Annotated in this window: 11 protein-coding genes; 2 read left to right on the top strand and 9 right to left on the bottom strand. The window is 69.4% G+C overall.

What is annotated here, in order from left to right; all coding sequences use genetic code 11:
• The 3 genes from HPO96_RS12800 to HPO96_RS12810 all read right to left on the bottom strand — a co-directional run bounded on the left by HPO96_RS12800 (position 1) and on the right by HPO96_RS12810 (position 3656).
• On the bottom strand, positions 1-1305 hold the full coding sequence (locus tag HPO96_RS12800) for an ABC transporter substrate-binding protein (RefSeq protein ID WP_171673568.1): 1305 nt from the start codon (positions 1303-1305) through the stop codon (positions 1-3).
• A gap of 8 nt (positions 1306-1313) precedes the next feature.
• Entirely contained in the window at positions 1314-2729 is a 1416-nt protein-coding gene (locus HPO96_RS12805) for an aldehyde dehydrogenase family protein (RefSeq protein WP_171673569.1), read from the bottom strand.
• A gap of 93 nt (positions 2730-2822) precedes the next feature.
• On the bottom strand, positions 2823-3656 hold the full coding sequence (locus HPO96_RS12810; RefSeq protein ID WP_337796609.1) for a helix-turn-helix domain-containing protein: 834 nt from the start codon (positions 3654-3656) through the stop codon (positions 2823-2825).
• A 100-nt stretch (positions 3657-3756) separates the two neighbouring features.
• Here HPO96_RS12810 and HPO96_RS12815 point away from each other — a divergent pair, with 100 nt between their 5' ends.
• On the top strand, positions 3757-4605 hold the full coding sequence (locus tag HPO96_RS12815; protein ID WP_171673570.1) for an oxidoreductase: 849 nt from the start codon (positions 3757-3759) through the stop codon (positions 4603-4605).
• Between the two features lie 314 nt (positions 4606-4919).
• Here HPO96_RS12815 and HPO96_RS12820 read toward each other — a convergent pair whose 3' ends face one another.
• Genes HPO96_RS12820 through cobT form a run of 3 tightly spaced genes read right to left on the bottom strand, consistent with a single transcriptional unit; the run spans position 4920 to position 7992 of the window.
• Positions 4920-5729 carry a TrmH family RNA methyltransferase gene (locus tag HPO96_RS12820; RefSeq protein WP_337796610.1) on the bottom strand — a complete coding sequence of 270 codons (810 nt, stop codon included), beginning with the start codon at positions 5727-5729 and terminating at the stop codon, positions 4920-4922.
• Complete coding sequence (gene cobA / locus HPO96_RS12825) at positions 5726-6955, bottom strand: uroporphyrinogen-III C-methyltransferase (protein ID WP_171673571.1); 1230 nt, start codon at positions 6953-6955, stop codon at positions 5726-5728. Before cobA ends, HPO96_RS12820 begins: the two co-directional genes overlap by 4 nt.
• Entirely contained in the window at positions 6952-7992 is a 1041-nt protein-coding gene (gene cobT, locus HPO96_RS12830) for a nicotinate-nucleotide--dimethylbenzimidazole phosphoribosyltransferase (RefSeq protein WP_171673572.1), read from the bottom strand. Before cobT ends, cobA begins: the two co-directional genes overlap by 4 nt.
• Positions 7993-8138: 146 nt before the next feature.
• Between cobT and HPO96_RS12835 the strand changes: the two genes are divergently transcribed.
• Positions 8139-8669 (top strand): YbhB/YbcL family Raf kinase inhibitor-like protein, encoded by a 531-nt coding sequence (locus HPO96_RS12835; protein ID WP_171673573.1) that lies wholly within the window; start codon positions 8139-8141, stop codon positions 8667-8669.
• A 436-nt stretch (positions 8670-9105) separates the two neighbouring features.
• On the opposite strand, the gene HPO96_RS12840 is transcribed toward HPO96_RS12835, so the two are convergent.
• From HPO96_RS12840 to HPO96_RS12850, 3 genes are read right to left on the bottom strand one after another with little or no spacing between them, the layout of a single operon-like run.
• Positions 9106-9990 (bottom strand): carbohydrate ABC transporter permease, encoded by an 885-nt coding sequence (locus tag HPO96_RS12840; protein ID WP_171673574.1) that lies wholly within the window; start codon positions 9988-9990, stop codon positions 9106-9108.
• Positions 9990-10943 carry a carbohydrate ABC transporter permease gene (locus HPO96_RS12845; protein ID WP_171673575.1) on the bottom strand — a complete coding sequence of 318 codons (954 nt, stop codon included), beginning with the start codon at positions 10941-10943 and terminating at the stop codon, positions 9990-9992. The genes HPO96_RS12840 and HPO96_RS12845 overlap by 1 nt, the downstream gene beginning before the upstream one ends.
• On the bottom strand, positions 10940-12223 hold the full coding sequence (locus tag HPO96_RS12850; protein ID WP_171673576.1) for an ABC transporter substrate-binding protein: 1284 nt from the start codon (positions 12221-12223) through the stop codon (positions 10940-10942). Before HPO96_RS12850 ends, HPO96_RS12845 begins: the two co-directional genes overlap by 4 nt.
• Between the last annotated feature and the right edge of the window lie 181 nt (positions 12224-12404).

The following is a 12404-nucleotide window of genomic DNA, read 5'->3' on the forward strand; positions in this document are numbered from 1 at the left end:
TCAGCCGGCGACCTGGAAGCCGAGCTTCTTCATGTCGGCGACAGTGGCTTCTTGCATGGTGTCGAGGGCGCCGGCGAGCGGGGTCTTCTTCTGCAGGGCGGCGGCGAAGGCGTTGGAGTAGGAGTCGAAGGTGACGTTGGCGTTGGGGCCCCAGATGTCGAAGGTGCGGACGCTCTTGGCGGCCGTGGCCATCAGGGTGTTGTAGTCGGGCTGGTTGGACATGAACGGCGGCGGGGTCTTGAGCGCCGGGAGCTGCTGGCCGGCCGGCGAGGCGGGGAAGGCCTGGACGTGCTTGATCAGCGACGTCATGCCGGCCTCGGAGGAGTTCAGCCACTCGACGAACTTCGCGGCCTCGGCCGGGTGCTTGGAGTTGGCGGTGACGGCCTCGGTCTCGCCGCCCCAGATACCGACGGTGGCGTCACCGGCGGTCCAGGCGGGCAGCGGCGCGGCGGCCCACTTGCCGGCGGTGTCCTTGGCGATCGAGGGCAGCTGGTTCGGGCCCCACTGCGCGCCGACCCAGCCGACGATGGTGCCGTTGTTCATCTCGGTGTTCCACTGCGCCGACCAGTTCGGCTGCGGGCTGACCAGGCCCTTGGTGATCAGGCCGTCCCAGAAGTCCGCGACCTTCTTGCTCGCCGCGTCGTTGATGCTGACACTCCAGGTGTCGCCGTCGGCCTTCCACCAGTTGGCCCCGGCCTGCTGCGCGAGCCCGGCGAACCAGCCCGGGTCGGCGGCGGTGAAGTTCCCGATGAACTTCTTCGGATCGGCCTTCTTCAGCGCCGCGGCCGTGGTCGCGTACTCGTCCCAGGTCGCGGGCGGCTTCAGCCCGAGCTTGTCGAAGACGTCCTTGCGGTAGAAGAACACCATCGGGCAGACGTTCTGCGGGACGCCGTACGTCTTGCCCTCGAACTGCACCTGCGCCAGCGACGCCTTGTCGTACTTCGCGTCCAGCCCCTTCACGTAGTCGTCGAGCGGGACGACGACCTGGTTCGCGATCAGCGCCGGCAGCGCCTGGTACTCGACCTGCGTGATGTCCGGGTTGGTGCCTGCCTTGTTGTTGGTGATCAGCTTGTTGTACAGCGTGTACCCGGTGCCCGACGGCTTGCTCAGCTGCACCTGAATGTTCGGGTTCAGCTGGTTCCACTCGTCGACGACCTTGTCCATCCCGCCGTCCCAGTTGACGAACGTCAACTCGACCTTCTCGTTACCGCCGGTCGCCGGCGAGCTCGCCGGGCTGTCGTTCCCCGAGCAGGCCGTCAAGGCCAGCGCGGCGACCAACAGGCCCGCGCCCAAACGTGCGTACATACTCGTCCTCACTTCGATGCCCACGCGGGATAGGTCGTGGGGGTGGTCTGGATGCCGATCCACTGGCGATGGGTGTAGCCGGCGAGCTGTCCCTCGCCGCCGTGCCGGGCGTAGCCGTCGTTCACATGGACCTCGTTGCTCTTCACCTGCTCGGCGAAGGCGAGCCCGCGCATCGGGTCCCGGGTGAAGACGGAGTTCATCAACGTGCGATGCCGGTTCACCAGGTCGAGCGCCTCGGCCTCGGTGTCCACGACGGTGATCGGCAGCACCGGCCCGAAGATCTCCTCGGTGAACACCGGCATCTGCGGGGTCACGCCGGTCAGGACGGCGGGCTGGTAGAACAGCCCGTCGGACGTGCCGCCGGTCGCGAGCTTGGCGCCGGCCGCGAGCGACGGCTCGACCAGCCCCTCGTGGAAGCGCTTGAGCTGCTGCTCGGTGATGATCGGCCCGAGGTCGACGTCGTCCCGCAACGGGTCGCCGACCCGCAGCTTGGCGACCCGCTCGACGACGGCGTCCGTGTACTCGGCGGCGATCGAGCGCAGCACGATGTGCCGGCCGGCGGTGATACAGGTCTGGCCCTGGTACCAGAGCGACGACCACAGCGCGCAGCTGACCGCCTGGTCCAGGTCGGCGTCGTCGAGGACGACGAACGCGTTGTCGCCGCCGAGCTCGGTGGCCGCGGCCCGGAAGTTCCTCCCGGCGAAGGCCGAGATCTGCTGCCCGACCTCGAAACTGCCGGTGAAGTGGATCAGGTCGAGATCAGGATGCTCCGACAGCGTCTTCCCGGTCTCGGGCCCGTCACCCGGCACGACGTTGAACACCCCCGCCGGAACACCGGCCGCCTTCGCCGCCTCGGCGAGGATCTGGCCGCCCGCGATCGGCGTCAGCTCAGCGGGTTTCAGCACGACGGCGTTGCCGTACGCGAGCCCCGGCGCCAGCGCCCGCATCGCGAGGCTCATCGGGTAGTTCCACGGCACGATCAGCCCGATCACGCCGAGCGGCACCGCCCGGGACAGCGAGATCTTGCCGTTCTTGTACGGCGGCAGGATCGCGCCCGCGTTCTCGGTCAGCTGCGTGGCGGAGTTGAGCAGCTGGTTGATCGACTGCCCGAGCTCCTCCTCGGCCTTCTCCCTGGTCCCGCCGGTCTCGCGGATGATCAGCGTGATCAGCTCGTCGTGCCGGTTCTCCAGCTCGCGGGCGAAGGCCCGCAGGATGTCGCACTTGGCGTTCGCGTCCACCGCTGCCCAGCCCGGCTGCGCCCGGCGCGCGCTGCGGACGGCCCGGTCGACCTGTTCGGCCGATGCGGTCCCGTACCGGGCGAACGGCGTACCGGCCGCCTTGTCGAGGACCGGCGACCAGTCCGACGCCGGGGGCTCGGCCCACCCGTCGATCCACACCTGGGCCTCGTACTCCTGCAATCCCATCCGCCTCACCCTCACCTCGGAATGCGCTTTCCCCGCAGGATTGCGCATTCCCAGGCGGCGGTCAAGAGGTGGATCGGGCCTACCGGAGGAGGTTCAGGAAATTGACCAGGCTTGGGTACCGAGCGTGGCCAGCAGCTCCAGCCGGCCGCGGGACTCGTCGTCCGCCGGGGTCATGATCAGCAGCCGAAGGTCGCCGATCTGGGTGGCCAGCGCGTCGCAGTCGACATTCACGGTGCCGACCTCGGGGTGGTCGACCATCTTCCGGCTCGGCTGGACGGCGGCCACCTGCCGCTCGCGCCACAGCTGCGCGAACCGCGGGCTCGCCACGAGCAGCTCGTCCACGAGCCGGCGCAGCTCGGGGTCCCGTGGATAGCGGCTGGTGCTCCCCCGCAGGTCGGCGACGATCGACCGCTCGAACGCTTCGCGGGCTTCGGCGGTGTGCCGCTGGCGGCCGGAGCCGCGGACGAAGTGCCGCCACAGGGTGTTGCGCTCCCGCTCGTCCAGCGCGGACGGATCGCCGTACAAGGCGGCGTACAGGTCGTTCCAGGCGATCATCGTGAACATCGCGTCGAGGACGACGATCGGCCGGTCCTCCAGCCGCTCCAGCATCCAGCGCACGCCGGCCGGGATCTGCCGGCTGACCCGCTCCGGGTCGTCCGCATGCCCGGCCAGGCGGAACAGATGCGCCTGCTCGGCATCGGTCAGCCGCAACGCGCGGGCGAGCGCGGAGCAGACGGAGGCGGACGGCGTCCGGGTGCGCCCCTGTTCGAGGCGGACGACGTACTCGATCGAAATGCCGGCGAGCAGCGCCAGCTCCTCGCGCCGCAGGCCAGGGGCCCGGCGATGGCCGTTGGCCGGGAGGCCGACCTCGGCCGGGTCGGCCCGATCGCGCCAGGCGCGGAGCATACTCGCTAGTTCGCCGTCCACCCCTCCAGTGTGCCTGGTGACGGCGGCCGCAACGGGGTACGGCCGTTACCAGGATGAGGTGTAGCTCCCTGGCGCGGTCGCCGACGGCCAGGGTGGAGACATGACAACTTCGCTCACCCTCGCTCCCGATCTCACGCTGACCCGGATGGGGTACGGCGCCATGCAGCTCGCCGGCCCCGGCGTCATGGGCCCGCCGAAGGATCGCGACGAGGCCATCGCCGTCCTGCGTGCCGTCGTCGACGCCGGGATCACCCATATCGACACCAGCGACGCCTACGGGCCGCACATCACCAACTCGCTGATCCGCGAAGCGCTGCACCCGTACGCCGAGGGCCTGCACATCGTGACCAAGGTCGGAGCGCTGCGCTCGGACGACGGGGCCTGGGTTCAGGCGGACTCGCGGGAAGACCTGCGGGCACAGGTGCACGACAATCTGAACCGGCTGGGGCTCGACGTCCTCGATGTGGTGAACCTGCGGAACATGCAGGCGAAGGACAGCTCGGTGGCGGAGCGGATCGGCGTTCTCGCGGAGCTGCAGCAGGAAGGCCTCATCCGGCACCTCGGCGTCAGCGAGGTGAGCCGCGACCAGCTCGACGAAGCACGCAAGGAGGCGCCGATCGTCTGCGTCCAGAACCTCTACAACCTGGCCAACCGCGCCGACGACGACCTCGTCGACACCTGCGCTGCGGCCGGCATCGCCTTCGTCCCCTACTTCCCCCTAGGCGGCTTCAGCCCCCTCCAAGCCACCGCCCTCTCCACCGTCGCCACCCGCCTGGGCGCCTCCGAACAACAAGTCGCCCTCGCCTGGCTCCTGCACCGCTCCCCCACCACCCTCGTCATCCCCGGCACCTCCTCCCGCACCCACCTCACCGAAAACCTAGCCGCCGCCACCCTCGCCCTCCCCACCGAAGCCCGCACCGAACTCGACCGCATCGGCGCAGCCGGCTAGCCCCATTTGCTGAGCCAGCCCACCAAACTCCTGAGCCAGCCCACCAAACGGCGCGTGGACCCACCCCCTGCAACTGGCCCACCCCCCCCCCGCCTCGCCAGCCCACCAAGTTGGTGGGCGAGCCCAGCAAACGACGCGTGGACCCACCCCCTGCAACTGGCCCACCCACCCCCCGCCTCGCCAGCCCACCAAGTTGGTGGGCGAGCCCAGCAAACGACGCGTGGACCCACCCCCTGCAACTGGCCCACCCACCCCTCGCCTGGCCAGCCCACCAAGTTGGTGGGTGAGCCCAGCAAATGCGGTGGGTCAGCCCATCAAATGCGGGTGGTGTAGAAGGCTACGGCGGCTGAGCTGGCTACGTTGAGGGAGTCGACGTTGCCGGACATGGGGATCTTGACGGTGAGGTCGGCCTGGTCGAGGACGTGGGGTTTGAGGCCGTGGCCTTCGGTGCCGAAGATGAGGGCGAGTTTGGGGTCGCGGCGGGCGGCGAGGGCGTCCAGGGTGATCGAGTCGTCGGTGAGGGCGAGGGCGGCGGAGGTGAAGCCGGCCTCGTGGAGGGTGTCGAGGGCGCCGGGCCAGTCGTCGAGGCGGGTCCAGGGGACCTGGAAGACGGTGCCCATCGAGACCTTGATCGAGCGGCGGTAGAGGGGGTCGGCGCAGGTGGGGGTGACCAGGACCAGGTCGATGCCCATGGCCGCGGCGGCGCGGAAGCCGGCTCCGACGTTGGTGTGGTCGACGATGTCGTCGAAGATGGCGATCCGCTGGGTTTCCGGCGTCAGGAGTTCGGCCAGCGGCCGGTCCGCGGTACGGCGGTACGACGCCAGCGCGCCGCGGTGGACGTGGAAGCCGGTGACTTGTTCGGCCAGCTCCTCCGAGACGACGTAGACCGGGACGTCAGGCCATTGGGCCAGCACGTCCTGCAAAGAGTCGAGCCAGCGGGGAGCCAGCAGGAACGAGCGCGGCTCGAAGCCACCGTCCGCGGCCCGGCGGATGACTTTGTCGCCCTCGGCAATGAACAGCCCGTGCTCCTCCTCGAGCAGCCGGCGCAGGCTGACCTCCCGCAGCTGGACGTAGTCGGCCAGCCGCGGGTCCGCCGCCTCCGACACCTCGACCAACGGGCTCACGCGGGACCGCCGTCCGCGCGGGCGCTCTGCGCCACGTCGACAACGTTGCCGATGACAACGATCGCCGGAGCGCCGACGCCGGCCGCGCGCATGGTGCCGGCGATCTCGGCGAGGGTCGCGGTGACCAGCTGCTGGGTGGGGAGGGTGCCGTCGGCGATGGCGGCGGCCGGGGTGGTCGCCGGGCGGCCCGCCGCGATCAGCCGCTCGGCGATCGCCGGGAGGTTCTCGACGGCCATCAGCAGGACGAGCGTGCCGTGCAGCTGGGCGAGCGCGTCCCAGTTGACCAGCGACTCGGGATGGGACGGCGGAATGTGACCGGAGACGACCGTGAACTCGTGCGTGACTCCACGGTGGGTGACCGGGATACCGGCGACCGCGGGGACGGAGATCGAGCTGGTGATCCCGGGGACGACGGTCCAGGGGACGCCGGCCGCGGCGCAGGCGAGGGCCTCCTCGAAACCGCGGCCGAAGACGTAGGAGTCGCCGCCCTTCAGGCGGACCACGACCTTGCCCTGCAGACCGCGCTCGACGAGGATCCGGTTGATCTCCTCCTGCTGGGCGGCCCGGCCGCGCGGGAGTTTGGCGGCATCGAAGAGCTCGACGTCCGGTGAGAGTTCGTCGAGCAGTTGCTGCGGGGCGAGCCGGTCGGCGACGACCACCTCGGCCTCGGCGAGCAGGCGGCGGCCGCGGACGGTGATCAGATCCGGATCGCCGGGCCCGCCGCCGACCAGGTAGACGCCGGGGCGCCTGCCGCCGGCCTCGCGGGCGCCGAGCTCGCCGGTGCGCAACCCTTCCAGGATGGCGTCCCGGACGCGGGCCGAGCGCCGGTGGTCGCCACCGCCGAGCACGCCGATCGTCACGTTGTCGTGCTGCCCGGACGCCGGCGTCCACGCGGTCGCCTGGGAGCGGTCGTCGGAGCGGACGCAGAAGATCCGCCGCTCCTCGGCCTCACGCGAGACCTCGTCGTTGACGGCCGCGTCGTCCGTGGCGACGACGACGTACCAGGCGCCGTCCAGATCGCCGTACCGGTAACCGCGCTCGACCCAGGTCAGGGACGGGTTGGCGAGCAGGCCTTCGATGGTCGGCGTGATGGACGGCGAGACCAGGTCGATCACCGCGCCGGATTCGAGCAGCCGCGGCAGCCGCCGCTGGGCGACTCCCCCGCCGCCGACCAGGACGACGCGCCGCCCGGTCAGCACCAGGCCGGACAGGTATTGGTCGGTCACGACTCGATCCCCGCGGACTCGAAGGTCGCCATCTCACTCAGCGCGCGCACCGCACAGGTCAGGATCGGATACGCCAGGACTGCGCCCGTCCCCTCGCCGAGGCGGAGATCGAGGTCGACCAGCGGCTGCAGGCCGAGCGTCTTCAGCGCGACCGCGTGCCCCGGCTCGGCCGAGCGGTGCCCAGCGACGCAGTAGTCGACGACGCTGGCGTGGAAGGCCTGCGCGACGAGCGCGGCCGCGCCTGCGATCACGCCGTCCAGAATGACCGGGACGCGGTTCGCCGCGCCGCCGAGAATGTAACCGGCCAGGGCCGCGTGCTCGAGGCCGCCGAACGCCTGAAGGGCGCCGAGCGGGTCGGACGCCGGGACGGCGTGCCGGTCGAGCGCGGACTGGACGATCGCGGTCTTCCGGGCGAGCGTGGCGTCGTCGATCCCGGTGCCGCGACCGGTGACGACGTCCGCGGTGGAGCCGGTGAAGGTCGCGATCAGGGCGGCGGACGCCGTGGTGTTCGCGATCCCCATGTCACCGGTCAGCAGACAGCGGTAGCCGTCCTTCACCAGGGTGTCGGCGAGGTTGTAGCCGACGCCGATAGCCGCGCAGACCTCGTCGTGCGTCAGCGCCGCGCCCGCCGACAGGTCGCGCGTCCCTGGGCGGACCTTCGCGTGCACGATGTCGAGCTCCTCGACCGGGGTCGCGACGCCGACGTCGACGACGCGGACGTCGACCCGGTTGTTGGCCGCGAACGCGTTCACCGCGGCGCCGCCGGCGGCGAAGTTCGCCAGCATAGCGGCCGTGACCTCCTGCGGCCACGGCGAGACGCCCTGCGCGTGGACGCCGTGGTCGGCGGCGAACACCGTCACGACCGCGGGCAGCGGCACCTCCGGCGGGCACTGGCCGCTCATCCCGGCCACTCGCACGGAGAGCTCTTCCAGCACGCCCAGTGACCCGGCCGGCTTGGTCAGCCCGCCCTGCCGCTCCGCCGCGGCGCGCATCGCGCCCTCGTCGGCCGGCCCGATCCGCGCCAGGTACTCCTCCACACATGCCTCCACTCGGTGGTGCCCACTCGTGCACCGATCTTCGCATCCCGGGCGGGATCCCCTGCGACGGCATGCGATCGCGTGGACAAGTGACCAGGCACTAGTGTCGGTTTCACCACATGTCGCGAGATCCCGGAGGATCACAGATGTCGCTCGACCGGCCCGTCGCCCCCGACCCGTACGAGCTGCTCCCCGAGGTGGGCAGTTTCACCGTCACCAGCACCGACGTGACGCAGGGTGAGCAACTCCCCGACGCGCATGTCTTCGCCGCCGGCAACACCTCGCCGCAGCTGTCCTGGTCCGGCTTCCCGGCGGAGACCAAGGGCTTCATCGTCACCTGTTTCGACCCCGACGCCCCGATCGTCTCCGGTTTCTGGCACTGGGTCCTGGTCAACCTGCCCGCCGACGTCACCGAGCTCGAGGCCGGCGCCGGCACCACCGAGCGGCTCCCGAACGGCGCCTTCCACGTCCGCAACGACTTCGGCACCAAGAACTACGGCGGCGCCGCCCCGCCCGCGGGTGACCAGAACCACCGCTACTACTTCGTCGTGCACGCCCTCGACGTCGAGGCCCTGGACGTCGACGACACCGCCACCCCGGCCGTCGTCGGCTTCAACCTCGCCTTCCACACCCTCGCCCGCGGCATCCTCACCCCGACCTACCAGACCGCGGAGTAAGCACGCCGATCCCGCCGTTTGATGGGTCGGCCCACCAAACGGCGGGAGTACCCACCGCACACGCCTGGCCCACCCGCCCGCCGCTGGGCCCGCCCACCAAACCACGGGACGACCCACCGCACGCCGCTGACCGCCCACACACGCCGGGTCGGCCCAGCAAACGGGGTGAGTGACAGCCGGGATCGTTGCGAAGCTCCTGCGGGTGAGCGGAGCGACGGGTAGTGGTCGGCATTTGGGCGCCGGGCGGCGGGTGCTTGAGCGTGACGGCGACGACTAGTACCCGTTTGTCGGTACGACGAACGGGGGCGCGCGGGCGGTCGGCTCGACGATCGCCGGCCTGGTGCCGGCAGGTTGGGGCGCGTGCTGCGGCTCCCCGGCCGCAGCGGATCAGGTGCGGACGGGGAGCGCGCGGCGCGAGGCAGCCGCCGCGGAGCGGTCAGTCCTTGATGCCCGACTGCGTGACGCCCTGGATCAGGTAGCGCTGCAGGAAGGCGAAGATCAGGATCAGCGGCAGGATCGACACCGCGACCGCCATGAAGAGTTGATGGATGTTGACGGTCTGCGCGGTGATGAACGTGGACATCGCGACCTGGATGGTCCAGGAACTGGAGTCCTGGCCGATCACCAGCGGCCAGAGGAACGAGTTCCAGTTGCCGATGAAGGTGATCGCGGCGATGGCCGCGAAGAACGGCAGCGAGTTCGGGACGACGATCCGCCAGAAGACGCCGAAATAGCCGGCGCCGTCGACCCGGGCCGCTTCTTCGAGCTCTTTCGGAAAATTCAGAAAATATTGCCGGAAGAGGAATGCGGCGAAACCCGAGAACAGCGTCGGGATGATCAGGCCGCGGAGCGTGCTGACCCAGCCCAGTGACGAGACGACGATGAAACTGGGAATGAAGGTGACCGCGCCGGGGATCATCAGCGTGGCGACGATCGAGTAGAACACCTTGTCGGCGTGCCGGTACGGGATCCGCGCCAGGCCGTAGCCGGCCATCGAGGCGAGCAGCAGCTGACCGGCCGTGCCGAGGATGCCCACGACGGCGGAGTTGTACATCGCCCGCGCCATCGGGACCTCGGTGTTGCTGAACAGCTCGCCGACGTTACCCCACTGCAGGTCGCTCGGGAACAGCGTCCAGTCCGGCGCGGTGATGTCGGCCTCGGTCGACAGCGCGTTGCGCAGGATCAGGTAGAACGGCAGCAGGAACAGCACCACCGCGATGAACAGCGCGATCCAGCGCAGGCCGACGCCGACCCGGCCGAGCGGGCTGCGGGTGTAGCCGATCGGCTCCAGGGTGCCCGAGGTACGTTCGGCCGTGGCCATCAGTCGCCTGCCTTTCCGAAGCCGAAGATCCGCGTCTGCAGCAGCGTCACGAGCATGATGATGACGGCCAGGATGAGCGCGCCGGCCGAACCGTGACCGAGGTCCTGGATCGAGCCGAGGGATATCCCGTACAGGTAGACCAGCGGCGGCCGCGCGTAGTTCACGTTGCCGATCAGGTTGTAGAACTCGTCGAAGGCCTGGTACGCCGCGATCAGGTTCAATATCAGCACCGAGACCGACGTCGCCCGCAGCTGCGGCAGCGTGATGTAGCGGAACACCTGCCAGCCGGGCTTGGCCCCGTCGACGTACGCCGCCTCGTACAGCGTCGGCGAGATCCGCTGCAGACCCGCGATGAACAGGATCATGTAGAAACCGAGCTGCAGCCACAGCCGCACAGTGATGATCGGGATCCAGTACCAGGGCGGATCCACGGTCGACAGCCAGGCCACGTTGTCGATCCCGAACCAGCCGAGCACGGTGTTGGCCAGGCCGAACCGGACGCCGTTGAAGATCGACAGCCGCCAGATCACACAGGCCACGACGTAGGAGCAGGCGGTCGGCAGGAAGAACACCGACCGGAAGAACGCCTTCGCGACCTTCACCTGGTTGACCAGCAGCGCCAGCGCCAGCGACATCACGAACGTCAGCGGCACGATGAAGACCGCGAAGATCGTGAACGTGCCCAGGCTGGACAAGAAGTTGCCGTCGGTCAGCATGTCGACGTAGTTCTGCAGCCCGACGAACTTCGACGGCGTGACCGTGTTGTAGGCCTCGAAGAAGCTGAGGACCAGGCTCCAGATGATCGGCAGGTAGGAGAAGATCAGCAGCCCGATGACGAACGGCCCGACGAACAGCCAGAACGACCGCGTCGTCCCGGCGATACCCTTCTGCCGCGGCTTCCGTCGCTCACCAGCTGAGGCGGAGGCCGCGGCCGTCTTGACCGGTGCGCTCATCCGAACAGCCGCGCCAGCTCGCCGTTGACCGTCTTCTCGGCTTTGCTGAACTCGGCGGCGGGGTCGGCTCCCTTCTTGATCACGTTGGTCAGGACGTCGGTGAACGCGGTGCCCATCTTCGGCGTCCAGGCCGGGTTGTCGGTGTAGCCGAACTCGGTGGTCAGCTTGACCGTCTCGGCCGCGACGCCGCTCTGCAGCTTCGACGCCTTCGCGGCGATCGACTTCCGCGGCGGGATGTGGAAGCCGTAGTTCAGCGACCAGTCCTCCTGGTACTCCGCCTGGTCGATCCACAGCCACTTGACGAACTTCTTGGCCGCGTCGACGTTCGCGCTCTTCGCCGAGACGAACTGCGTCCAGCCGCCGGAGTAGACCGCGGCCTTGCCCTCGGCATCGGCCTTCGGGAACGCGAAGACGCCGAGGTCGTCGCCGAGCGCCTTCTGCATCCCCGGCACCGCCCACATGCCGATCCACTGCATCGCGACCAGGCCCTGGTTGATGGCGCCCGGATCCCACCAGTCGGTCGGGGCGCCCAGCAGCACGGACTTGTCGGCGTACATCTGGCGCAGCTTGCTCAGCGCCTGCGCCGAGCGCGCGCCGGTGAAGCCGACCTTGTTGTCCTCGGTGAGCAGCGAGCCGCCGGAGGCGAACACCGCCGGGCCGCCGAGCGCGTTACCGCCGTCGTTGCCCACGAAGATGCCCTTCACCTTGTCGGTGGTCAGCTCCTTGGCCGCGGCGACCAGGTCGTCGAGGGTCTCCGGCGGCTTGATGCCGGCCTTGTCGAGCATCGACTTGCGGTAGTAGATCACCTGCGGGTCGACGATCATCCGGATGCCGTAGACCTTGCCGTCGACGGTGTTGGTGGCCAGGTCGCCGGGCGCGAAGTCGTCCTTCACGTCGGCGATGATGTCGTCGAGCGCCACCACCTGGTTGCTCTTCACCATGCCGATGTTCAGCTGGCTCTCGAAGACGTCCGGACCCTTGCTGGACAGCAGACCGGAGGCGAGCTTGCTGCCGTAGTCGCCCGGCGTCCACTCGACCGCGATATTCGCGTCCGGGTAGGCCTTGGCGTACTTGAGCGCGGCCTCCTTGGTGCCGGTCTCACCGTACTGGTGGTACCACTGCGCCAGCGTGGCCTTGGATCCGCCACCGCCTCCGCCGCCGGACGGGCGGCCGGTGTTGCCGCCGCAGGCCGCGGTGAACGCGGCGAGTGCGGCCAGGCCACCGGCTCGCTTGAGCAGGTCCCGCCGGTTCAGGCCGGCGTTCGGAACATGAGCAGGCATGAATTCCACCTTCCCTCAGAGCAGCGCCGCAGGGGTAGAGGCGCCCGGAGTTCCGAGTTACTTAACGGCGTTAAGCATCTCCGATTTCGCACACGGTACAACTAAATCCAACATCACAACAGCCTCCACCCGAGGACGTTACCGGGTGAATCGTTGAAGAAGTACCTGGCACCCTGACCCA

The organism is Kribbella sandramycini, from assembly GCF_013131805.1.
Taxonomy (GTDB): Bacteria; Actinomycetota; Actinomycetes; order Propionibacteriales; family Kribbellaceae; genus Kribbella; species Kribbella sandramycini.

Bases quoted from the DNA above. Each gene is read 5' to 3' on its own strand.
- HPO96_RS12800 (WP_171673568.1), bottom strand. From the start codon at position 1,305: ATGTACGCACGTTTGGGCGCGGGCCTGTTGGTCGCCGCGCTGGCCTTG.
- HPO96_RS12805 (WP_171673569.1), bottom strand. From the start codon at position 2,729: ATGGGATTGCAGGAGTACGAGGCCCAGGTGTGGATCGACGGGTGGGCC.
- HPO96_RS12815 (WP_171673570.1), top strand. From the start codon at position 3,757: ATGACAACTTCGCTCACCCTCGCTCCCGATCTCACGCTGACCCGGATG.
- HPO96_RS12835 (WP_171673573.1), top strand. From the start codon at position 8,139: ATGTCGCTCGACCGGCCCGTCGCCCCCGACCCGTACGAGCTGCTCCCC.
- HPO96_RS12840 (WP_171673574.1), bottom strand. From the start codon at position 9,990: ATGGCCACGGCCGAACGTACCTCGGGCACCCTGGAGCCGATCGGCTAC.
- HPO96_RS12845 (WP_171673575.1), bottom strand. From the start codon at position 10,943: ATGAGCGCACCGGTCAAGACGGCCGCGGCCTCCGCCTCAGCTGGTGAG.
- HPO96_RS12850 (WP_171673576.1), bottom strand. From the start codon at position 12,223: ATGCCTGCTCATGTTCCGAACGCCGGCCTGAACCGGCGGGACCTGCTC.